A 21,338-nucleotide genomic window follows, 5' to 3' on the forward strand; every position below is an offset into this window, starting at 1 on the left:
TCAGTCGCGCATTTCCGCCGTGCCGCGGATCGAGCCCAGCCCGCCGCGCAGCTTGGTGCTGAGCCACACGCCGAACACGGTGGCCAGGTAGGGCAGGGCCTGCAGCAGGTCGTTGGAAATGGCGCCGCCGTACACCAGCTGCGCGCGGATGCCCAGCGCCGACACCACCGCGAAGAACAGCGCGGCGGCCGTGGCGCCCAGTGCGCTGCCGGCGCCGAAGATCACCGCGGCAAAGGCCATGAAGCCGCGGCCCGCCGTCATGTTCTGCGAAAAGATCTGCAGGCTGCCGCCGGCCAGCTCCGCGCCGCCGATGGCGCACAGCACGCCGCCGAGCGCCAGTGCCAGCAGCCGCATGCGGCTGGGGTTCACGCCCACGCTGCGCGCGGCGAACGGGTGCTCGCCGGAAGCCGACAGGCGCAGGCCCAGCCGCGTGCGCTCCAGCAGCAGCCACACGAGCCACACGGCCACGGGCATGAACAGCACGAACACCGACAGGCCACCCAGGGCGCCCAGGTCCGCGTCGAACAGGCTGTTGAGCTTGGGAATGCCGAAGGGCGCCGTCACGGTGGCTTCGCTGTCGTACAGCGCTTGAATGGCGAGCGACGTGCCACCCAGGCCCAGCCCGGTGAGCCCCAGGCCCGCGATGATGGGGTTGGCCTTGAGCTTTTTCACCACGTACCACAAGAGCGCCGAGGCGCCCACGCACAGCGCGGCCGCAATCAGCATGGCCTGCACGAAGGAGCCGGTCTGCACGATGCCCACGATCAGCGCGCAGCTGCCGATGATCATCAGCCCTTCGAGGCCCAGGTTCCAGATGCCCGCGCGCTGCGCCAGCACGCCCGCCAGCGTGACGTAGACGAGCGGCGTGCCCGAGATCAGGATGGATACCAGCGTGTCGGTCATGCGGGCTTTCGGGTGAGGAGCTTGTCGAGCCATTTGGCGCGCGACGTGATGAACAGGGCGATGGTCGCGTTGATGACCTCGATGGCCGCCGCCGGCATGCCGACCATCACCGGCAGGTACAGCGCGGCGGAGGCCAGCGCGCCGAAGAAGAGGGCGGACACGGCCGTGCCCACGATGGACAGCTGCGCCACCAGTGCAATCAGGATGGCCGTGAAGCCATGGGCCGGCAGGAAGCCGCTGGCCAGCCGGCCGTTGGGGCCGAGCAGCTCGATGCTGCCGGCCAGCCCCGCCAGCGCGCCGCTCACCAGGAAGCTGAACAGGCCGATGCGCCCGACCCGCGCGCCTTGCCACGCCACCATGGTCGGGTTGCGCCCCGCCAGGTTGGCCACGATGCCCAGCGCCGTGCGGTTGGCCAGCAGCCACGACAGCACGAACACCGCCAGCGTGAGCGCGCAGATGAGCGGCGACACGCCCAGCGAATCGGAGATGCGGTAGGCGTCCGCGATGGGCCGGCTCGAGGCCTGCTGGCCCGAGCCCGAGGGGTCCTTCAGCGGGCCGGAGGTGACGTACACCAGCAGCAGGCCCGCGAGGAAGTTGCCCATGAGCGTGGTGATGACCTCGTCGGTGCCCGAGCGCAGCCGCAGCAGCCCCGGCCACATGGCCCACAGCGCGCCGCCCGCCATGCCGGCCAGCAGGCAGCCCGGCACCACGACCCACGCGGGTGCGCCGCCCAGCCATTCGGCGGTGAAGGCGGCGAGGATGGAGCCGACATAGAACTGCCCCTGCGCGCCGATGTTGAAGAAGCCGGCGCGAAACGCGATGGCCACGCCCGTCGCCGTGATGAACAGCGGCATGGCCCAGCGCAGGCCCTGGTGCAGCGCGCCCTCGCGCAGGAAGGCACCGTCGAGGATGCCGGTGAACAGCTCGCCCACGGCCAGCCCGGCGCTGTAGAACGCCAGCGCGCACAGCAGCAGCGCCAGGCACACGAAGAGCACGACGCGCAGCACCGGCAGCATGCGCGCGGGGGAGAAGACAGTGGCCATCATGCGTGAGCCCCCACCATCGCCTGGCCGACTTCGCGCAGGTCGTACGGCGCGCCGTAGTCGCCCACCACCTGGCCGCGCAGCATGACCAGCACGCGGTCGCTGATGTCGAAGAGTTCGTCGAGGTCCGACGAAATCAGGATGATCGCGGCGCCCCGGCCGCGCGCCTCGCGCAGCGCCTTCCACACATAGGCGGTGGCGCCGATGTCCAGGCCCCGCGTGGGTTGCGCCGCGATGATGAGGCGCGCGCTGGCGTCCACCTCGCGCGCGAAGATGACCTTCTGCGCGTTGCCGCCCGAGAGCGAACCGGCCGGTTGGCCGCTGTGGGCGTAGCGCACGTCCCATTGCGTGAGCGCGGTGTCACACGCGGCCTGCAGCCTGGCGGGCCGCACGAAGGCGAGCAGGCCGCCTTGCAGCAGCCGGCCCATCGACCAGTTTTCCCACAGGCTGCTGTTGAGCGACAGGCCTTCCACGTTGCGCTCGAACGGGATGATGCGCAGGCCCGCCGCGCGCCGCGTGGCCAGGTCGCTGTGCGTCACGTCGCGCCCGGCCAGTTCGATGCTGCCGCTGGCGGTCTGCGCCAGCGCGGCAATGGCGCGCACCAGCGTGCGTTGGCCGTTGCCTTCGACACCGGCGATGCCGATGATTTCGCCGGCGCGGATGTTCAGGCTCACGTCGGCCAGTGCGGCGCCTTCGGCGTCGGGTTTGGTCGACAGGTTCTTCAGCTGGAGCACGGTGGGTGCGGTGAGGTCGCGGCGCGGTGATGCGGCAGATGCGGCAGATGCGGCAGATGCGCCAGATGTGGCAGGCGCGCTGCTGGGCGCGGGCGCCTTGGCATCGCCCATGATCCACTGGCTGAGCTCGGCCGCGCCGATGCTGCTGCACGGCACGGGGCCGGTCACATGCGCGCCGCGGCGCAGCACGCTCACGGTGTCGGCGATGGCCATCATTTCGCGGATCTTGTGCAGGATGAGAACGACGGTCACGCCGCGCTTCTTCAGGATGCGGATGCGTTCGAACAGGGTCTCCACGCCGGCCGGCGCCAGCACCGCGGTGGGCTCGTCGAGGATGAGCACCTTGGCGTCGGTGACCAGCGCGCGCGCAATCTCGATGCCCTGCTGCGTCTCGATCGGCAGGTTGCGAATGACCTCGCGCGGGCTCACCGACAGGCCCAGCCCGTCGAGGTGGGCCTGCCAGCGCTTCTCGAGCTGGCGCGAGGTGAAGATGCCGCGGTGCCGGTCGGAGCCGAACTCCATGGCCTGCGCCACGGTGAACGAGGCCGGCAGCGCGAAGCTCTGGTGCACCAGCTCCACGCCGGCCGCGCGCGCGGCGTTCACGTGGCCGGTGCGGATCTCGTGCGCGCCGATGTGCACGCGCCCGCGCGTGGGCTTCACCAGGCCGGAGCACACGCGGGCAAAGGTGGTCTTGCCCGCGCCGTTCTGGCCGACGACCGCATGAATCTGCCCCTGCGCGAAAGCGATGGACACGTCGGACAGCGCTTTCACGCTGTCGTATTGCACGGTGACACCGTCCAGCACCAGCGCGGGGCGCGCCGGTGAGGTCTCGCTGTTCGGGGGGCTGGGGTTCATGGCTGCAAGGAGAGTCGGAACGTCGGAGGAATCGGCAAGGTCAGAGAACGGTGTTGAACGCCACCTTGACGGAGCCGTTCAGGATGGCGGCCTGCGTGGTGCGGATCTCGGCCATGGTCTGCTCGGCCTTGGCGGCCACCGCCTTGTCGCCTTCCTTCTGGAACACCGGCGACAGCTCCAGGCCCACCACGCCGGTGCCCAGCCCGGTGTTCAGGTGCGCGCCGCCCTTGCCGGTCTTGAGGATCTTCGACGCCTCGTCGTACAGCGACTTGCCGAAGTGCAGGCTGACGATGGAAATGAGCGACTTCGGGCCCTGCGGGTACTGCGCGGGGTCGAGGCAGCTCACCAGGCGACCGGGCTTGTCGTTGGCCGCGGCGATGATGCCCGCGTCGGTGGCGGCGGCGTCGGTCTGGATGAAGTCGATGCCGCCGTTGAACATCTGCGTGGCAATTTCGCGGCCCTTCACCGGGTCCTGGAACGAGCCCGCGAAGGCGACGGTGACGGTGGCGTTCTTGCGCACCGACAGCACGCCCGCCTTGAACGCGTTGTAGTCGGCGTTGAGCGGCGGAATCGACATGCCGCCGATGAAGCCGATCTTGCCCGTGGTCGACATGCGCCCCGCGAAGATGCCGGCCAGGTAGGTGCCCAGGTAGTAGTCGTAGGACACGGTGGTCACGTTGGGCATGGCCGGCTTCATCTCGTCGCCGAACAGCTGCAGCCACTGCGTCTTCGGGTACTTGGGCGCCAGCGCCTTGAAGGGCTCGCTCACCTCGTTGAAGGTCGACACGATCACGGCCGCGCCGGCGTCGGCCAGCGTGCGGAAGATGGTCTCGTAGGTCGACGGGTCCTTCGCGTAGATGGCGCGCGTCTGCATGCCCGTTTCCTTGCCCAGCAGCTTCAGGCGCGCAATCATCGCGTCGACCGCGCTGGCGTCGCCCGCGGCCTGCGTGTGCACCAGCGCGATGAGGCCGCCCTTGGCATTGGCGATCAGCGGGTACAGGGCGCTCGCCATGGCGACGCCGCCCAGGCCGGCCGTGGCCTTGAGGAACTGCCGGCGGGGCGTCTTGGCGCTGGAGGATGCGTGGTGTGTCATGCGGATATCTCTGGGGTTGAGGAAGGAAGAACGGACGGCTTGAAGGACTCGGAAAGAACTCGGAAGGAACTCGAGGAAGAGTTCAGGGCGTGGGCGAGCTGGGCGCGGGATTCATGATCATCACGTCCTGGCTCTGGATCGCGTCCAGCGCCCACACGCTCTTGATGAACGACTGCCACTCGGGGTCGGCGTACATCGCGGCGCGGCGCGCCTCGCGGTCGGCCAGGCTGTCGTAGGCCCACATCAGCACCGAGGTGTGCAGCCGGCCGATCTCTGAGATGTACAGGCCCACGAACCTGTTCAGGTGGCGCTGCTGCACGGGCAGGCCTTCGTGTTCGTACTTCTCGCGCCACTGGTCGATGGTGCCGGGGCGGAAGGTGTAGAGGCGGTGTTCGACGATCATGAAGTGCTCCTTGTCATGCTGCGGATGGGGCTGGGGTTCACTGGCCGGCCAGGATGAATTCGGCGCACTTCTCGCCGATCATGATGGCCGGGGCATTGGTGTTGCCGCTCGAGATGACCGGCATGATGGAAGCGTCGGCCACGCGCAGGTTGGCGATGCCGTGCACCTTCAGGCGGTGGTCGACCACGGCCATGTCGTCGTGGCCCATCTTGCAGGTGCCCACGGGGTGGAAGGTGGTCATGGCGGTGGCGCGCAGCCAGGCCACCAGGTCTTCGTCGCTCTGCTTCTCGGGGCCGGGTGCAAGTTCCTTGCCGCGGTAGGCGTCGAAGGCGGGTTGCGCGATGACCTCGCGCGTGGCGCGAATGGCATCGACCATGGTCTTGCGGTCGAACTCGGTGTCCAGGTAGTTGGGCTGGATCAGCGGCGCGTCGCCGGGCCGGCCGGAGCGCAGGCGGATGCGGCCCAGGCTGCTCGGGTTGACCGGGCCCACGCGCAGCGTGAAGCCGTGCTTGGCCTCGACGGTGGATTTCTTGAACGGGTTGGGAAAGTACAGGTTGGCCGTCTTCTCGAGCGCGGGCATGAAGTGCAGCTGCACGTCGGGGTGTTCGAGCTCGGGCCGGGTCTTGATGAACGCGCCGGCCTCGTACGGAAAGGTGGTGGTGATGCCTTCGCCGAACAGCATGCCGCGCACCACCGAGAACGCGATCTTGTCGGCGCGCAGGTCCTTGTAGAGCGTGACGGGCTGCTTGCACTCGTACGACATCACGCAGTCCACATGGTCCTGCAGGTTGCCGCCCACGCCGGGCAAGGCCTTGAGCACGGGAATGTCGTGCTTCGCCAGTTCTTCCTGCGGGCCGACGCCCGAGAGCATCAGCAGGTGCGGCGAGCCGACCACGCCGGCGCAAAGAATCACTTCCTTGCGGGCGCGCACGGTGTTCATGCGGCCGAGCACCTCGTAGGCCACGCCCACGGCGCGGCCCTTTTCGATCAACACCTTGTGCGTGAGCGCGCGCGTGACCACCTGGAGGTTGCTGCGCTTCATTGCCGGGCGCAGGAACGCGAAGGAGGCGGACCAGCGCTTGCCCTTCTTGATGGTGAAGTCGTAGCGGCCGAAGCCGAGCTGGCTGGCACCGTTGAAGTCATCGTTCAGCGGGTAGCCGGCCTGCTGCCCCGCGAGGCAGAACACGTCGAGCAGTGCGTTCCAGCCGCGCGCGCGGCACACGGTGAGTTCGCCGTTGGCGTTGTGGAACACGCCGTCGCGCTGGATGTGGCCTTCGGAGCGCTTGAAGGCGGGCAGCACGTCCTTGTACGACCAGCCCAGGTTGCCCATGGCGGCCCAGCCGTCGTAGTCCTGCTTGCCGCCGCGCACGTAGATCATGCCGTTGATGGTCGAGGTGCCGCCGAGCACCTTGCCGCGCGGCCAGTAGATCTTGCGGCCGTTGAGGTTGGGTTCGGGCTCGGAGTGAAAGTGCCAGTTGTAGATGCCCGACTGGAACAGCTTGCCCATGAGCATCGGCAGGCGAAACAGCGGGTTCGAGTCCTTGCCGCCGGCCTCCAGCAGGAGCACGCGCGTGGCGGGGCGGGCGCTGAGCCGGGCGGCGAGCGCGCAGCCCGCGGAGCCCGCGCCCACGACGATGTAGTCGTAGGCGTTCTGGTCGTTGTTGGGGTTGTTGTGGTTCATGGGGTCGCCGGGTCTCACCAGGAAATGGGGTCGCGGGCCATCTCGGCGAGATGGGCGTTGCACAGCGCGAAGGGGTTGGGCAGGCCCAGCACGGCGTCGGCAAACGCGGGGTGCTCGCGCAGGATGCAGGCGACCTTGCCGTGCAAGCCTTGCGCGATGCCGGCCGCTTCGAAGGCCTCGGCCGCGGAGGCGCCGAAGCCCATGAACACCACCGGCTCGCCGCGCTTGAGCAGGTGCGACAGCACCGCCTGGATCAGCGGCTTCCACAGCACGAGGTGGCCCTGCGACTGGTGCGGGTCGATCGCCACCTGGAAGCGGCTGAGCGTGAAGGAGGTGTTGAGCAGCAGCACGCCGTCGTCGACCCAGCGGTCGCTCAGCGTGGCGGGTGTTTCGAAGGGCAGCGCGCCGGATTCGATGGCCTGCAGCGTGCGCGGCCAGTTGGCAAAGCTGCCGCCATAGGTTGCATCACCCGTGCGCGCTTCAGCCAGCATCTGCACCCACGCACGGATGCTCTTGGTGAACATCTTGTCGAGCTCGCGCCACTGCGCCACGTTGCCTACCTCGAAGGCGCGGCCGGTGGCGATGTCGATGGACGGGTAGGGGTCTTGCCCCAGCACCACGCAGCGCACCCGCGCGGGCATCACGCTGTCGAAGGCCTTGAGCATGTGCGCGCCGTGCGGCATGCCGGCCAGTCGACGGCCCTTGCGCGCCGGAAAGATCGGCTCCCACGCCTGCAGTTCGAGCGCCGCATCGACGCCCTCGAAGTCGAGCTTCACATCGCCCAGCGCGGCCCGCCAGGCATCGGGCAGGTCGTCGGGCCAGTTCGCCAGTGTTTCTTGCAGTGCGGTGCGCAGGGCTTGGGGCATGGGTTACATTCAAACTTCAAAAAAAAGCTGACCAGTTCGTCAGGAAATTCTAAGGAATAAATTGACGAGTTGGTCAGAATTTTTTTGGTGCTTACCCGTGCTCCGTTTCGGGGCGCCTCTAGAATTTGAGCCCGGTCACCAGTGACACCATGCCCATGCGCGACACCTCCACTCCCCGATCCCCCAAACCGGAAACCCCTGCGGACCGGGAGATCCGGGCGGCCAACAAACGCAAGATCCTGAAGGCCGCGAGCGAGGTGTTCGCGGCCAAGGGCTTCGACGGCGCGCGCATCGCGGAGATCGCCACCGTCGCGGAGCTGCCCAAGGCCAACGTCTACTACTACTACGCGACCAAGGAAGAGCTGTACAGCGCCACCTTCGCGCCGCTGCTGGAAGAGTGGGACAGCGCGCTGCGCATCCTCAAGGCCGAGACCGAGCCCGCCGTGGCGCTGCGCGCCTATGTGGAAGCCAAGCTCAAGCTGGGGCGCAAGAACCCGCTGGAGGCGCGCCTGTTCGCCAACGAGGTGGTGCGCGGCGGCACCTTCCTGTCGGCCGCCGACCGGGCGCACATCGCGAACAGCACGGCCGCCAGCATCGAGGTGTTCGAGGCCTGGATGGCCGCCAAGAAGATCCGCAAGATCGACCCCCGGCACTTTCTCTTCATGCTCTGGGCCGCCACCCAGTTCTATGCCGACTACGAGCCCATCGTGAACGCGGTGCTGCAGGTGAAGAAACTCACCGCGGCGCACTACGACCAGGCGCTCGAAAGCATCGTGGGCACGGTGCTCGGCGGCGTGCTGGTCGACTGACCGCAGGCTGGCGATCGAACCCGCCGGACGGCCGTGACCGGCCCGGCGAAGAGCCGGGCCGAGTGAACTTCCGCGCGACGGGCGCGTCAGAGGGCATCACAGGCGTCACAGGGCGTTACGAGGATCTGGCTCGGGTGTGGTCCGAATTGGTGCACCATAGCCGCTCGCCTCCCTGAGATCCTTCCGACATTCCTCTCACAAGGAACCCGACCTCATGTCCGACAGCGACATCCGCGACACCCGAGACACCGCCGATTTCCGGCCCCGCCGCGAAACGCCCACCGGCGCCATCGTGATCGCCGTGCTGGTGCTGCTGGCGGCTGCGTTCTTCGGCTGGCGCTGGTACCAGCAGCAACAGCAAAAGCCCGCCGAGCCCACGCCCGTGGCCGCGGCGCCCAACGACGCACCCGCACCGCCGCCGCCCGTCGCGGCGCAGCCCACGGGCCCGCAGAACCCGGTCGACGCGCTCGCGCCGCCGGACGCCGCGCTGCCCAAGCTGGCCGAATCCGATTCGCGCGTGATGAAGGCGCTGGCCGAGCTGCTCGGCGCGAAGAACGCCGACGCGTTCCTGCGCTCCGACGGCATCGTGCATCGCTTCGTGGCCACGGTCGACAACCTCGCGCGCGAACAGGCGCCTGCCAACACATGGCCGGTGCAGCCCACGGGTCAGCGCTTCATCACCGAAGGGCAGGGCGAGGCGCAGACCATCTCGCCGAACAACGCGGCGCGCTACAACGCCGCCGTGCTGCTGGCCGGGTCGATCGATCCGGCGAAGGCCGCCGCGGTGTACGCCAGGCTCTACCCGCTGTTCCAGCAGGCCTATGAGGAGCTGGGCTATCCGGGGCGTTATTTCAACGACCGGCTGATCGCGGTGATCGACCATCTGTTGCAGGCACCCGAGCCCGGCGGGCCGGTGCAGGTGCGGCTGGTCGAGGTGAAGGGCGAGGTGCCTTCGCAGCGCCCGTGGGTGCGCTACGAGTACGTCGACCCGCAGCTGCAGGCGCTGTCGTCCGGCCAGAAGATCATGGTGCGCATGGGCCCGGAGAACGAGCGCAAGATGAAGGCCAGCCTGCGCGGGCTGCGCCAGCAGATCGCCACGGGGGACGTGGCGAAGAAGAAGTCGTAGCCGCGTAGCGGGTCGACAGCGGGCGCTGCTGCCGCTGCCGCAGCGGCAACTGCAACTGCGCGCGCGGCCGAACCGCCGGCCGCCTCGCGCCCGCCTGCTCAGGCCTCTTCGGCTTCCTTGTAGTCGCCCACGGGCACGCAGCTGCAGAACAGGTTGCGGTCGCCGTACACGTTGTCGACGCGGCCGATGGGCGGCCAGTACTTCGCGTTCTTCAGCGCGGCCAGCGGGTAGGCGCCGAGTTCGCGCGAATACGGGTGTTCCCACTCGCTGCCCAGCAGGCTGGCCGCGGTGTGCGGCGCGTGCTTGAGCGGGTTGTCTTCCTTCGGCCAGACGCCTTCCTCGATGCGGCGGATCTCGCCGCGGATGGCGATCATCGCGTCGATGAAGCGGTCGAGCTCGGCCAGCGGCTCGCTCTCGGTCGGCTCGACCATCAGCGTGCCCGGCACGGGGAAGCTCAGCGTGGGCGCGTGGAAGCCGTAGTCGATCAGGCGCTTGGCCACGTCCTCGGCGGTGACGCCGCTGGTGTCCTTCAGCGGGCGCAGGTCCAGGATGCACTCGTGCGCCACATGTCCGTTGGGGCTCGCGTACAGCGTGGGGTAGTGGTCCTTCAGGCGCGCGCTGATGTAGTTGGCGCTCAGGATGGCCGTCTCGGTCGCGGCCTGCAGGCCCTTGGCGCCCATCATGCGGCAGTACATCCAGCTGATCGGCAGCACGGCCGCATTGCCCAGCGGCGCCGCGGACACGGCACCGACGCCGTGCGACGGCACACCAGCGGTCACATGGCCCGGCAGGTACGGCACGAGGTCTTCGACCACGCACACCGGGCCCACGCCGGGGCCGCCGCCGCCGTGCGGAATGCAGAAGGTCTTGTGCAGGTTCAGGTGGCTCACGTCGCCGCCGAACTCGCCCGGCGCGGCCACGCCGACCAGCGCGTTCATGTTGGCGCCATCCACGTACACGCGCCCGCCGTGTGCGTGCACCAGCTCGCAGAGTTCCTTCACGCGGGTTTCGAAGACGCCGTGCGTGCTGGGGTAGGTGATCATCACCGCGGCCAGCTTGTCGCTGTGCTTCTCGCAGGCGCGCTTCAGGTCGTCCATGTCGACGTTGCCCTGCGTGTCGCAGGCCGTCACCACCACCTGCATGCCCACCATTTGCGCGCTGGCCGGGTTGGTGCCGTGCGCGGAAGAGGGAATCAGGCAGATGTTGCGGTGGCCCTGGCCCTTGGCTTCATGGAAGGACTTGATGGCCAGCAGGCCCGCGTACTCGCCCTGCGAACCGGCGTTGGGCTGCAGGCTGATGCCGGCGTAGCCGGTGGCCTCGCACAGCCAGGCGCGCAGTTGCGCGTCGAGCTGGGCATAGCCCTGCTGCTGGTCGGCGGGTGCGAAGGGGTGGATGTTGGCGAACTCCGGCCAGGTGATGGGGATCATCTCGCTGGTCGCGTTGAGCTTCATGGTGCAGCTGCCCAGCGGGATCATGCTGCGGTCGAGCGCCAGGTCCTTGTCCGACAGGCTGCGGATGTAGCGCAGCATCGCGGTTTCGCTCTTGTGGGTGTTGAACACCGGGTGCGAGAGAAAGCCGCTGGCGCGGCGCAGGTCGTCGGGAATCAGCGGCGTGGTGTTCGCGGCCAGGTCGTCGAAGCGCGGCATCGCGGTGCCGGCCGGCACGAACAGGGCCCACAGTGTTTCGATGTCGGCGCGCGTGGTGGTCTCGTCCAGCGAGATGCCCAGGTGCTGCTGCAGGCGCTGGCGCAGGTTGACGCCGCCGGCTTGCGCGCGTTCGATGATGGCGGCGGTGTCGTCGCCGGTGCGAATGGTCAGCGAGTCGAAGGCGGTGGTGTTGACCGGCTCGCGGCCCATCTGCGACAGGCCCTTCGACAGGATGGCGGTGAGCACGGCCACGCGCTGCGCGATGCGCGTGAGTCCGTCGGGACCGTGGTACACGGCGTACATGCTGGCCACCACGGCCGGCAGCACCTGCGCGGTGCAGATGTTCGACGTGGCCTTCTCGCGGCGGATGTGCTGCTCGCGCGTCTGCAGCGCGAGGCGGTAGGCGGGCTGGCCGTGCGTGTCCACGCTCACGCCCACCAGGCGGCCCGGCAGCGAGCGCTTGAACGAGTCGCGGCAGGCCAGGTAGGCGGCGTGCGGGCCGCCGTTGCACAGCGGCATGCCGAAGCGCTGCGTGGTGCCGCAGACGATGTCGGCATCGAACTCGCCTGGCGCCACCAGCAGCGTGAGCGCCAGCAGGTCGGCCGCGACGATGAAGGCGGCGTCGCACTGGTGCGCGTGGCCCGCGAGCGGGCGCAGGTCGTGTACATGGCCGGTGGTGGCGGGGTACTGCGCGAGCACGCCGAAGAACTCGCCGCTCACCATCAGCAGCGGCAGCGTTTCCGACACGGTGCTGACCTTCACCTCGATGCCCAGCGGCGCGGCGCGCGTCTTGATGACTTCGATGGTCTGCGGATGGCAGTCGCCCGAGACCAGGAAAACGTTGCTCTTGCTCTTCACGCTGCGCTTGGCCAGCGTCATGGCCTCGGCCGCCGCGGTGGCTTCGTCGAGCATCGACGCGTTGGCGATGGCCATGCCCGTGAGGTCGCACACCATCGTCTGGAAGTTCAGCAGGGCTTCCATGCGGCCCTGCGAGATCTCGGCCTGGTAGGGCGTGTAGGCCGTGTACCAGGCAGGGTTCTCCAGGATGTTGCGCAGGATCACGCCCGGCGTGTGCGTGCCGTAGTAGCCCTGGCCGATGAAGTTCCTGAACACCTTGTTCTTCGACGCCATCGCCTTCAGCTCGGCCAGCGCGTCGGCTTCGGTCACCGGCGCGGGCAGGCGCATGGGCCTGGCGCGGCGGATGGCCGCGGGCACGATGCCGTCGATGAGTTCCGCGCGCGTTTCCGAGCCGATCACCGGCAGCATGCGCGCCTCGTCCGCCGCATCGATGCCGATGTGGCGGGCAAGGAATTCTTCGGCGTTCTCTAGTTCTTGCAAAGAGGGAAGGGCGGGCGTCGGCATGGCGGTGACTGTCTATCGGCGTTAATAAAAGAACTCAGCGGTCGCCGCCGGGCCGCCCCAAGGCGGACCGCGCCTTCCCCATGGGGGATGGAGAAGCACACGAAGTGGCAAGCCGAGGGGCAAACATCATTTCAGGATTCGGCGGCGAACTTGTCGTACGAAGCGGCGTCGAGCAAGGCGTCGAGCTGCGCGGGTTCGCTCAGCTTGACCTTGAAGAACCAGCCGCTGGCCAGCGGGTCGCTGTTGGCGAGCGAGGGGTCGGCGCGCAGCGCTTCGTTCACTTCGGTGACTTCGCCCGACACGGGCATGAACACATCGGCGGCGGCCTTGACCGATTCGACGACGCCGGCGACTTCGCCTTGCGCGAAGCTCTTGCCGACTTCAGGCAGGTCGACGAACACCACGTCGCCCAGCGCGTCCTGCGCATGCACGGTGATGCCGACGGTGGCCGCGCCGCCTTCGGCCGACACCCATTCGTGGTCCTTGGTGTACTTGATGCTCATGGAAAACTCCTCGTGGAAAAAATGTTTCGGGGTGCAGAGCCTAACGGGGCTCGGTGTGCTTCAGCCGCGTCAGCCGCGTCAACCACGGTAGTAGCGGGTTGGCACGAAAGGCATGGTGGACACTTCCATCGGCACCGGCTTGCCGCGCACGATGGCCTGCACGCGCGTGCCGGGCTGCGAGAACGCGGTGGCCACGTAGCCCATGGCCACGCAGCGGTCGGCCGTCGGGCCGAGCAGGCCGCTGGTGACGATGCCGATGTCATGGCCTTCGAAGGACTGCAGCACGGTGCCGTCGCGCACCGGAATGCGCTCCAGCGCCACCAGTCCCACGCGTTTGCGCTTGAGCGTGTCGTGGTCGGTGTGGCCGGCCGCGCCCGCGGTGGCCGCGGCCAGCTGCGCCAGGATCTTCGCGGCGCCGGGGAAGCCGCCTTCGCGCGCGCCGCCCGCGCGGCGCACCTTCTGCATCGCCCAGTTGAGCGAGGCCTCGACCGGCGTGGTGGTGGTGTCGATGTCGTTGCCGTACAGGCACAGGCCGGCTTCCAGGCGCAGCGAATTGCGCGCGCCGAGGCCCACGGGCTTCACCTCGGGCTGGGCCAGCAGCAGGCGGGCCAGCGCGTCGGCGTCCTTGGCGGCCACCGAGATCTCGAAGCCGTCTTCGCCGGTGTAGCCGCTGCGGGTGACGAAGGCGTCGACCTTGACTTTGTCATCGCCGATCTGCACCGCGCCGCCGGTCATGAACACGAAGCGCTCGATGCCGGGCGACAGCCGCGCCAGCGTGGCCGCGGCCTGCGGGCCCTGCAGCGCCAGCAGGGCGTGGTCGGGTAGGGGGCGCACCTCGCAGCGCGCGCCGATCTTCTGCTGGATGTGGGCGATGTCGGCCACCTTGCAGGCGCCGTTGACGATCACGAAGAGCGAGCCGTTGCCTTCGTTGAAGAACATCAGGTCGTCGAGGATGCCGCCCTCGTCGTTCAGCAGCAGGCCGTAGCGCTGCTTGCCGGCGGGCAGGTCGACCACGTCGACGGGCATCAGGGTTTCGAAGGCGGCGGCGGCGTCGGGGCCCACCAGGCGCAGCTGGCCCATGTGGGAAATGTCGAACAGGCCGGCCGCGTCGCGCGTGTGCTTGTGCTCGGCCATCAGGCCGGCGGGGTACTGCACCGGCATCGAGTAGCCCGCGAAGGGCACCATGCGGGCGCCGAGCGCCACGTGGAGGTCGTACAGCGGCGTCTTGAGAAGGGTGTCGGAGGCGGAAGAAGCAGCCACGGGGCTCTCCAGAGGGCAAAAGGGGCAGACGAAATCCATGACGCAAGCCATGGGCCACCCCTGCTGTCCGCTTTACCTGAGAGATTCACCCCACGATCGGGGTTTGCTCCTTCGGTGGGCCGGTGCACCGTTTCGGGTGCCGCGGCCTCTCTCCAGCAAGGAAACGCCGGTGTTCACCGGCGCCTTGTCAGTCCTTTTGCCTGAGCGTTCGGGAATCCCCTGCGCCTTCGGCGGCCCCGTCGTGCGGGGCTCTCTCCTGACCCGGGCGAGTGTAGTGGATCGCGCGGGGCCCAGGTTTTTGTTTCAGTGAACGATCTCGGCCGGCGGCAGCAGCCGGTCGATGCGCTCGCGCAGCGATTCGGCGCGCTCCGGCCCTGCGGTCTTCTCGACCTCGCTGAGCATCAGCGCGGCGATGGTCAGCATCGCGTCGCGGTCGCGCGCCTCGCGCAGGGCGTCGCGCATCTGCAGCGCGAACCTGGGGTCGCGGCGCACGAACATGCGCTCGCACATGTCGAACAGGAACATGCGCGTGGTGGCCAGCGAGCGCTTGCCGTCGAAGCTGTCGGCCGAGGTGCTGACCTGGATCGGTTCCGCGACCGGGGCGGCCGCAGCCGCAGCCTGGGCCTGGGCCTGCGCCGCCTGCGCGGCGGCTGCTGCCGCGGCGGCGGCAGCCTGGGGGTCCTGCAGGTAGCCGCGCTGCACCAGCGCCAGCAGCGCCTGCTCGGCCTCGTCCCGGGTGGTGAACAGCGGACTGAAGTCGGTCAGCGAGCGCCGGCCGTCGGCCATCAGCAGCAGCGCGCGCTCACGCTGGGTGAGCGTGCGCTGGCCGCCCTGCAGTTCGTCGCGCGCCTTGTCGGTCTTGGTGGGAAGCATGCAGCCACAGCCTTGGGGAATCGAGGACTGCAGCATCGTTGCAAGTGGTGACACCTTCATGAACCATTCGACTTACAGGGCCACAAGCTCAGCCGCCTGCGCTTTCCTTGCGGATGAGCCAATGGTTGCGCGCGCGTTCAACCCATTCAACCCGTCCAACCCGTTCAGGCCGCGGCACCCTCCACGTCCGCGCCCATCGGCTGCATCGACCGGTTGCGCAGCCGCAGCGCCAGCACCGTGGCCACGCACAGCACGCACAACACGGCGGTCAGCGTGACGCCGAGGCCGCGCGCGTCCGACAGCATGCCGAACAGCGGCGACACCAGCCCGCCCACCGACAGCGCCAGCCCGAGCGTGATGCCGCTGGCCGTGGCCGGGTTGCGCGGCAGGTAGTCCTGCGCCAGCGTCACCTGCGCGGCGAAGGGCAGGAACATGCTCATGCCGAGCAGCGCGGTGCAGGCCAGCGCCCAGCCGGCCGAGGGCGCGAGCACCAGGCCGGCCAGCGCCGGCAAGGCGAGCAGGTAGCCCGCGCGAATGGTGCCCATGCGCCCGATGCGGTCGCCCAGCCAGCCGCCGAGCAGCGTGCCCACCGCGCCCGCGGCGGTGAAGGCCGTGAGCGCCGCGGCGCCCTGGAAGGCCGTGCCGTGCAGGTCGCGCGTGATGCGCAACGAGAGCATCGACAGCACCGTGACGTACGGGATCGACCAGCCCACGATGGTCGCCACCAGCCAGCCGAAGGCGCGCCAGTCGTTGGGCGGCTTCGCCACTGCGGCGCCGGCCTTGCGCGCGGCGGCCGAAGCGGCCGCCGCGGCGCTGCCCGCGCGCCCCGTGCTGGCCAGCAGCCAGACCACCCCCATCACCACCGCCGGCACGCCCAGCAGGTAGCTGCGCGACAGGCTGCCGCCGCCCACCGCCGTGGCCGCCAGCACCGGCGCGAACGACGCGCCGATGGTGCCGCCCACCGAGAACACGCTCATCGCCTTCTGCGACGCGCCGCCGGCCGCGCGCGCCGCCACCGTGGCCGGCGGGTGGTAGGCCGCAATGCCCAGGCCGCACAGCGCAATGGCGATCCAGGTCAGCAGGTAGCTCTGGCTCAGCCCCGCCAGCACCACGCCCAGCGCGGCCACCAGGAAGCCCGTGGGCACCAGCCAGCTGCGCGGATGGCGGTCGGCGTACAGGCCGAACAGCGGCTGCACCACGCTCGACAGCCCGGTGGCCGCCAGCATCAGGCCGGCCGCGGCCGTGTAGCTGTAGCCGCGCTCCAGCACCATGAAGGGCAGCAGCGCGGGCACCAGGCCCTGGTAGAGATCGTTGACGGCATGGGTGCCGGTGAGCAGCCCGAGGCGGCGCTTGTTCATGGCTATCGCTTCTTTCGTTTTCTTGTGAAAAAGCGATCGTAGGAAGCCGTGCGAAGATCTTCTTGCTACGAATTGGCAAACATCGTCGAGAAATGGACAAAGACATCAACCTGCGGCCCGAAGAGGGCGAGTCGACCCCGCGCGCCGTCGCGGCGCTGGCGACCGACCCGGCGGGCGACGCCTTCATTCCTTCGCATGTGCACCGGCGCGGGCAGCTGATCCATGCCATTTCAGGCGTGATGCTCGTGGGCGCGGCGGCCGGCAGCTGGGTGGTGCCGCCGGGGCGCGGCGTGTGGGTGCCGGCCGGCATGGCGCACGAGATCCGCATGGCCGGCGTGGTGAAGATGCGCACCGTTTTCGTGGAGCCCGGCACGCGCGCCGACCTGGGCGGCGAATGCCGCGTGATCCACGTCGGCGAGCTGCTGCGCGCGCTGATCGTCACCGCCGTGGCGCTGCCGCGCGACTGCGCGCCGGGCGGGCGCGACGAGCGCGTGATGGAACTGCTGCTCGACGAGATCGAGGCCGCGCCGGCCCTGTCGCTGCACGTGCCCATGCCGCGCCACGCGAGGCTGGCCGCGTTGTGCGAGGAACTGGTGCGCGACCCGTCGCGGCCCGCGTCGCTCGACGCGTGGGCGCGGCGCCTGCACATGAACAGCCGCACGCTCGCGCGCCTGTTCCAGCGCGAGACCGGCATGAACTTCGGCGCCTGGTGCCGGCAGGCGCGGCTGCTGCTGAGCCTGCCGAAACTGGCGGCGGGCGCGTCGATCCTCGAGGTGGCGCTGTCGCACGGCTACGAGAGCCCGAGCGCCTTCACCGCGATGTTCCGCCGCACGCTGGGCGTGCCGCCCAGCGCGTACCTGCGCCGGGCACCGTCCTGACCCGCCGGCCTGTTGCTCAGCAGCGCTGCGCGGCGTCCGTCGCATCCGCGGAAATCTCTTCCACGGTCACGGCCATATCGCCCATTTCCAGCGGCCCGTAGTTGGAGAGAAAAGCAACGTCCGCCGCGTCGCGCCCGTAGGCCAGCACGATGCGCCCGCCGCGCGGCCGGTCCTGCGTGGCGTCGAAGGTGTACCAGCGCCCGCCCACGAAGGCTTCGAACCATGCGTGCATGTCCATCGGGTCGAGCTGGTGGAGGTAGCCCACCACCAGGCGCGCCGGGATGCGCAGCGCCCGGCACATGCCGATGGCCACGTGCGAGAAGTCCCGGCACACGCCCGCGCCGTCGTTCAGCGTGTCCAGCGCGTCGGTCGAACCGTCGCTCACGCCGTACATGTATTGAAGGTTGGTGTGGATCCATTGCCGGATGGCCTCGACCTGCGCATAGCCGGGCCTGGTATCGCCGGCGATGCGCCGGGCCCGCTCGCCCATCTTGTCGGACGGGCAGTAGCGGCTTTGCAGCAGGTACTGCAGCGCGTCGGAAGGCAGGTCTTCGACCGGCACCGCCGCGGCGTCGGGCGCAACGGCAATGGCGGCTTCCGCTTCCATGATCATCTCGACCTCGATGCGCATCTCGCCTTGCGGGATCGTCAGGCGCTGGCACAGGTTGCCGAAGCTGTCGACGTATTCGGTGGTCGTGACCCAGGGGTGCAGCTCGTAGCGCTCGCTGACCATCCATTGCGCGTCGCCGCTGCGCGGACGAAGCATGGCGACCACGGGGCAGTCGCTGCTGGCGTTGACGGTCATCCTGCAGGTGGCGTGAAGCCTCATTGCAAATCCCTTCAATGGTCGGACGGAGTGCCTGTGCGTGCCGGTCGATTCACATGCAAGCGCCGCGCCACCTGGCTGCGCGGCCGCGGGACGGCCTTGGCGATTCTGTTCAGCGGCTCGGAAACACCGGCCCCGACGGCGTCACGGCCGGCGGGCGCTGCGGATAGACGGAGGTGCCGAAGGTGTTGCCCATGCGGTGTTCCGTCGCGGCGCGATTGAACAGCCCGAGCTGGTTGGACGGCCGCTGCACGATGGCTTCGGAAGCCAGGCCCTGGGTGGCCGTGCCCGGCGGCGGTGCGGCCGGACGCAGCTTGTCCGTCATGCAGGCATAGGAGGGCGCGCGCTCGCCGTTGACGGTCACCTCGACGCAAGCGGCCTCGGCGGCCCGCGCCGGTGCGGCGAGGCTGCATGCCAGCGCAACGACAGCAGAGACAGCGGCGAAACCGCACAGACGACACCTGCCCATCCCCACCTCCATCGTGTCCGGCCCGCCACCGCCGACGCAAGGCACGGCAAGGCAGGACGGAAAAAGCGAAGAGTCTATGCAGCGCGCATGTCAATCGGAAGACGCACGCCGCGCCAGGCGGCGCATGGAAACCAAACGTCACATGTCGGTCATGCGCCCTCGCTAGTCTCGCTGCGGCCGCCGGGCGCCCGGCCATTTCCCCGACCACCTACGCCGTTTCGATTTCCGCCCCATGACAATTCCTTCCACCTCCGGCGGCGCGCTGACACTGTCCTGGTGTCTCATGATGGCGCTGATGCTGGGGGCGCGCTGGTCGCCGGTGCACGCCGCGCCGCAGGAAGAGGCCATGGTGCGCTTCGACCTGCCGGCCCAGCCGCTGGCCGCCTCGCTGGCCGTCTTCGGCCGCATCACCGGCCACTCGGTGCTGGTGGCCGGCAGCCTCATGGCGGACCGGGAGGCCGCGGCCGTGCATGGCGACTTCGCGCCGCAGGAGGCGCTGAGGCGCCTGCTCGCGGGCACCCGCCTGGCGGCGCGCTACATCTCCGCCAATGCGTTCACGCTGGTGCCGCTGCAGGACGACGCGGCGGCGCCGCATGCGCCCGAAGCTTCCGAAGCCCCCGCACCTGAAGGCGCGGGCCGCGCCGACACCGCGCTCGCCCAGGCCGCCTTCGGCGCCGTGCTGCAGCGCGCCATCACGCGCGTGCTGTGCATCGCGCAGCCCGACGCCTTCGGGCGCTACCGCCTTGCCGTGCAACTGTGGATCGACCCCGGCGGCCTGGTCAGCGCGGCACGCCTGCTCGAAGGCAGCGGCGTGCACGAGCGCGACGCGGCGGTCATCGAACGCCTGCGCACCCTCGACCTCGAGGCGCCCGTGCCGGCGGCGCTCGCGCAACCGGTGACCATTCTGTTGACCCCGCGCGCCAATCCGCAGCGCGACTGCCGGCCGTACCGCGGCGGCGCGGGCTGAGCGGCATGCCGGAGTCGATCAAGGCGGCGCTGCGCGCGCTCTTCCTCGCGCGCTACACCCAGTTCCGCAAGCACCTGCAGATTCGCCTGGGCTCGGAAGACCTGGCCAACGACGCGCTGCAGGAGGCGTACCTGCGCGTGGAGAACACCCACATCCGCGACGTGGTGCGCTACCCGTCGGCCTACCTGTTCCGCATTGCGCTCAACGCGGCGGAAGACCAGCGCAAGAGCAACGCGCGCCTGCTGAATGCCGGCGAGGTCGAGGAGCTCTACGACATGGCCGACGAGATGGCCGACCCGGCGCGCGGCGCCGAGGCGCGCAGCGAGATCGAGGCGCTCGAGCGCGCGCTGGCCGAGCTGCCGCGCCGCCGCCGCGCCATCGTGTTCGCGGCGCGCGTGGACGAGATGCCGCACAAGGACATCGCCACGCGCTACGGCGTGTCGGTGCGCACGGTCGAGAAGGAATTGCGCGCCGGCCTGGAGCATTGCTGCGAAAGGCTGGGCAGGGATTTCATCCAGCGCTTCGGTCCCGGCGCGGGAAAACAGTCTAAGCGTGATGACAGCTGAACGCGGGGAGTCCGAAGCGATGAAAACCATGCAACGGGAAGCGCAGGCCTGGGTCGTGCGGCTGGGTTCGCAACAGGCGAACGAAGACGACGCACGCGCCTTCCGGCGCTGGTGCACGCAGAGCACGCTGCACGCGCAGGCCTTCGTGCGGGCGCGCGAGGTGTGGCAGTCGATGGCGCCGGCCGCGCAGCGCGTGCGCCAGCAGGAAGAACGCGCGGCGCGCCAGCGCACCCCGCTGCTCGCGCCCCGGCCCATGCCCGCGGCGGGCCGCCGCGCGCTGCTGGGCGGCGCGGTGACGGCCTCGCTGGCATCGGTGGCCTACCTGGCGGTGTCGCCGCCGCTCGGGCTCTGGGCCTCTGTGACCGAATGGGGTGCCGACTACCGCACCGCGACCGGCGAGCAGCGCGAGGTCGACATCGGCGGCGGCGTGGTGGTGCAGATGAACACGCAGACGCGCGTGAACACGCTGCCGGGTGGTGGCAGTAGTGGCAGTAGTGGCAGTGGTGGCGGCGAAGGCGCGGACGCCGGCGAAGGCATCGAGCTGGTGGCCGGCGAGGCCGAGGTGCTCGCCGGCGCGCCGGCCGCCGGCGGCGGCGCCCGCGTGCGCGTCGCCGCGGCGGGCGGCATGGTGTCGGCGGTGCGCGCGCGCTTCAACATCCGCAACCTCGGCGGCGAGGTTTGCGTTACCTGCCTGGCGGGGCAGGTCGAGGTGGCGCGCGGCGCGCAGCGCGCGCAGCTCGTCGAAGGCCGCCAGCTGCGCTACGGCCCCGACGGCCTCGGCCCGGTGACGGCGGTGGACACCGGCGCCGCCAGCGCCGTCAGCGCGTGGCGCCGGCGCCAGCTGGTGTTCGACCAGGTGCCGCTCGCGGAGGTGGTGGCCGAGGTCAACCGCTACCGCCACGGCCGGCTCGTGCTGACCAGCGAGGCGCTGGGCCGCAGCAAGGTGCAGGCGAGCTTCTCGATCGACCGGCTCGACGACGTGGCGGCGCTGGTGCGCGACGTGTACGGCGCCGAGCTCACGCAGCTGCCCGGGGGCATCGTGCTGCTCGGCATGGGCAAGGCGTGAATGTGGGATGGCGGGATGGCGGCCGGCAGCCGCCGCGGACGCCTTTTGTGA

20 protein-coding genes and 2 riboswitches are annotated in these 21,338 nt (G+C 69.6%); of the genes, 6 read left to right on the plus strand and 14 right to left on the minus strand.

All coding sequences use genetic code 11. The annotated features are described in order from the left end of the window. From BM004_RS30325 to BM004_RS30355, 7 genes are all read right to left on the minus strand, one after another. Entirely contained in the window at positions 1 to 903 is a 903-nt protein-coding gene (locus BM004_RS30325) for an ABC transporter permease (protein ID WP_093218920.1), read from the minus strand. Continuing rightward, on the minus strand, positions 900 to 1,949 hold the full coding sequence (locus BM004_RS30330) for an ABC transporter permease (protein ID WP_218152747.1): 1,050 nt from the start codon (positions 1,947 to 1,949) through the stop codon (positions 900 to 902). The genes BM004_RS30325 and BM004_RS30330 overlap by 4 nt, the downstream gene beginning before the upstream one ends. Next, complete coding sequence (locus BM004_RS30335) at positions 1,946 to 3,535, minus strand: ABC transporter ATP-binding protein (protein ID WP_093218923.1); 1,590 nt, start codon at positions 3,533 to 3,535, stop codon at positions 1,946 to 1,948. Before BM004_RS30335 ends, BM004_RS30330 begins: the two co-directional genes overlap by 4 nt. 40 nt (positions 3,536 to 3,575) lie before the next feature. Continuing rightward, on the minus strand, positions 3,576 to 4,628 hold the full coding sequence (locus tag BM004_RS30340) for a BMP family ABC transporter substrate-binding protein (protein WP_093131950.1): 1,053 nt from the start codon (positions 4,626 to 4,628) through the stop codon (positions 3,576 to 3,578). Positions 4,629 to 4,710: 82 nt separating this feature from the next. Next, positions 4,711 to 5,031, minus strand: a complete 321-nt coding sequence (locus BM004_RS30345; protein ID WP_093218924.1) for an NIPSNAP family protein — start codon at positions 5,029 to 5,031, stop codon at positions 4,711 to 4,713. A 37-nt stretch (positions 5,032 to 5,068) separates the two neighbouring features. Next, on the minus strand, positions 5,069 to 6,712 hold the full coding sequence (locus tag BM004_RS30350; RefSeq protein WP_093218926.1) for a GMC family oxidoreductase: 1,644 nt from the start codon (positions 6,710 to 6,712) through the stop codon (positions 5,069 to 5,071). A 14-nt stretch (positions 6,713 to 6,726) separates the two neighbouring features. Continuing rightward, positions 6,727 to 7,578: a uracil-DNA glycosylase family protein gene (locus BM004_RS30355; protein ID WP_218152748.1), complete on the minus strand. Its 852-nt coding sequence runs from the start codon at positions 7,576 to 7,578 to the stop codon at positions 6,727 to 6,729. A 155-nt stretch (positions 7,579 to 7,733) separates the two neighbouring features. Here BM004_RS30355 and BM004_RS30360 point away from each other — a divergent pair, with 155 nt between their 5' ends. Then, positions 7,734 to 8,387 carry a TetR/AcrR family transcriptional regulator gene (locus BM004_RS30360; protein WP_093132002.1) on the plus strand — a complete coding sequence of 218 codons (654 nt, stop codon included), beginning with the start codon at positions 7,734 to 7,736 and terminating at the stop codon, positions 8,385 to 8,387. 214 nt (positions 8,388 to 8,601) lie between these two features. After that, positions 8,602 to 9,513 carry a DUF3014 domain-containing protein gene (locus BM004_RS30365; protein WP_093218927.1) on the plus strand — a complete coding sequence of 304 codons (912 nt, stop codon included), beginning with the start codon at positions 8,602 to 8,604 and terminating at the stop codon, positions 9,511 to 9,513. A 98-nt stretch (positions 9,514 to 9,611) separates the two neighbouring features. Here the strand turns inward: BM004_RS30365 and gcvP are convergent, their stop codons facing one another. The 5 genes from gcvP to BM004_RS30390 form a co-directional block, all read right to left on the minus strand. Further along, positions 9,612 to 12,521, minus strand: a complete 2,910-nt coding sequence (gene gcvP, locus BM004_RS30370) for an aminomethyl-transferring glycine dehydrogenase (protein WP_093218929.1) — start codon at positions 12,519 to 12,521, stop codon at positions 9,612 to 9,614. 131 nt (positions 12,522 to 12,652) lie between these two features. Next, positions 12,653 to 13,024 carry a glycine cleavage system protein GcvH gene (gcvH, locus tag BM004_RS30375; RefSeq protein ID WP_093218930.1) on the minus strand — a complete coding sequence of 124 codons (372 nt, stop codon included), beginning with the start codon at positions 13,022 to 13,024 and terminating at the stop codon, positions 12,653 to 12,655. Between the two features lie 78 nt (positions 13,025 to 13,102). Further along, the gene (gene gcvT / locus BM004_RS30380) at positions 13,103 to 14,284 is read right to left on the minus strand and encodes a glycine cleavage system aminomethyltransferase GcvT (protein ID WP_093218932.1); all 1,182 of its coding nucleotides are present in this window, start codon (positions 14,282 to 14,284) and stop codon (positions 13,103 to 13,105) included. A 53-nt stretch (positions 14,285 to 14,337) separates the two neighbouring features. Then, positions 14,338 to 14,450: riboswitch (glycine riboswitch) on the minus strand. A gap of 12 nt (positions 14,451 to 14,462) precedes the next feature. Beyond that, a riboswitch (glycine riboswitch) is annotated at positions 14,463 to 14,553 on the minus strand. A 34-nt stretch (positions 14,554 to 14,587) separates the two neighbouring features. Next, on the minus strand, positions 14,588 to 15,157 hold the full coding sequence (locus BM004_RS30385) for a hypothetical protein (protein ID WP_177206644.1): 570 nt from the start codon (positions 15,155 to 15,157) through the stop codon (positions 14,588 to 14,590). A 164-nt stretch (positions 15,158 to 15,321) separates the two neighbouring features. Next, on the minus strand, positions 15,322 to 16,515 hold the full coding sequence (locus BM004_RS30390; protein ID WP_093218934.1) for an MFS transporter: 1,194 nt from the start codon (positions 16,513 to 16,515) through the stop codon (positions 15,322 to 15,324). A gap of 92 nt (positions 16,516 to 16,607) precedes the next feature. On the opposite strand from BM004_RS30390, the gene BM004_RS30395 reads away from it, so the two are divergent. Beyond that, on the plus strand, positions 16,608 to 17,393 hold the full coding sequence (locus BM004_RS30395) for an AraC family transcriptional regulator (protein ID WP_093131970.1): 786 nt from the start codon (positions 16,608 to 16,610) through the stop codon (positions 17,391 to 17,393). 16 nt (positions 17,394 to 17,409) lie between these two features. Here BM004_RS30395 and BM004_RS30400 read toward each other — a convergent pair whose 3' ends face one another. Both BM004_RS30400 and BM004_RS30405 read right to left on the minus strand, forming a co-directional pair. Next, complete coding sequence (locus tag BM004_RS30400) at positions 17,410 to 18,222, minus strand: transglutaminase domain-containing protein (protein WP_093218935.1); 813 nt, start codon at positions 18,220 to 18,222, stop codon at positions 17,410 to 17,412. Between the two features lie 109 nt (positions 18,223 to 18,331). After that, the gene (locus BM004_RS30405; RefSeq protein ID WP_143072561.1) at positions 18,332 to 18,688 is read right to left on the minus strand and encodes a hypothetical protein; all 357 of its coding nucleotides are present in this window, start codon (positions 18,686 to 18,688) and stop codon (positions 18,332 to 18,334) included. A 232-nt stretch (positions 18,689 to 18,920) separates the two neighbouring features. Here BM004_RS30405 and BM004_RS41595 point away from each other — a divergent pair, with 232 nt between their 5' ends. Genes BM004_RS41595 through BM004_RS30420 form a run of 3 tightly spaced genes read left to right on the plus strand, consistent with a single transcriptional unit; the run spans position 18,921 to position 21,287 of the window. After that, the gene (locus BM004_RS41595) at positions 18,921 to 19,655 is read left to right on the plus strand and encodes a secretin and TonB N-terminal domain-containing protein (protein WP_093218939.1); all 735 of its coding nucleotides are present in this window, start codon (positions 18,921 to 18,923) and stop codon (positions 19,653 to 19,655) included. Between the two features lie 5 nt (positions 19,656 to 19,660). Beyond that, on the plus strand, positions 19,661 to 20,221 hold the full coding sequence (locus BM004_RS30415; RefSeq protein WP_093131978.1) for an RNA polymerase sigma factor: 561 nt from the start codon (positions 19,661 to 19,663) through the stop codon (positions 20,219 to 20,221). A gap of 19 nt (positions 20,222 to 20,240) precedes the next feature. Next, a complete protein-coding gene (locus BM004_RS30420; RefSeq protein ID WP_256220118.1) occupies positions 20,241 to 21,287 on the plus strand; it encodes a FecR family protein in 1,047 nt (348 codons plus the stop codon). Positions 21,288 to 21,338: the final 51 nt, after the last annotated feature.

Origin of the sequence: Variovorax sp. OK212 (assembly GCF_900112425.1) — a bacterium.
In the GTDB taxonomy this organism is placed as follows: Bacteria; Pseudomonadota; Gammaproteobacteria; order Burkholderiales; family Burkholderiaceae_C; genus Variovorax.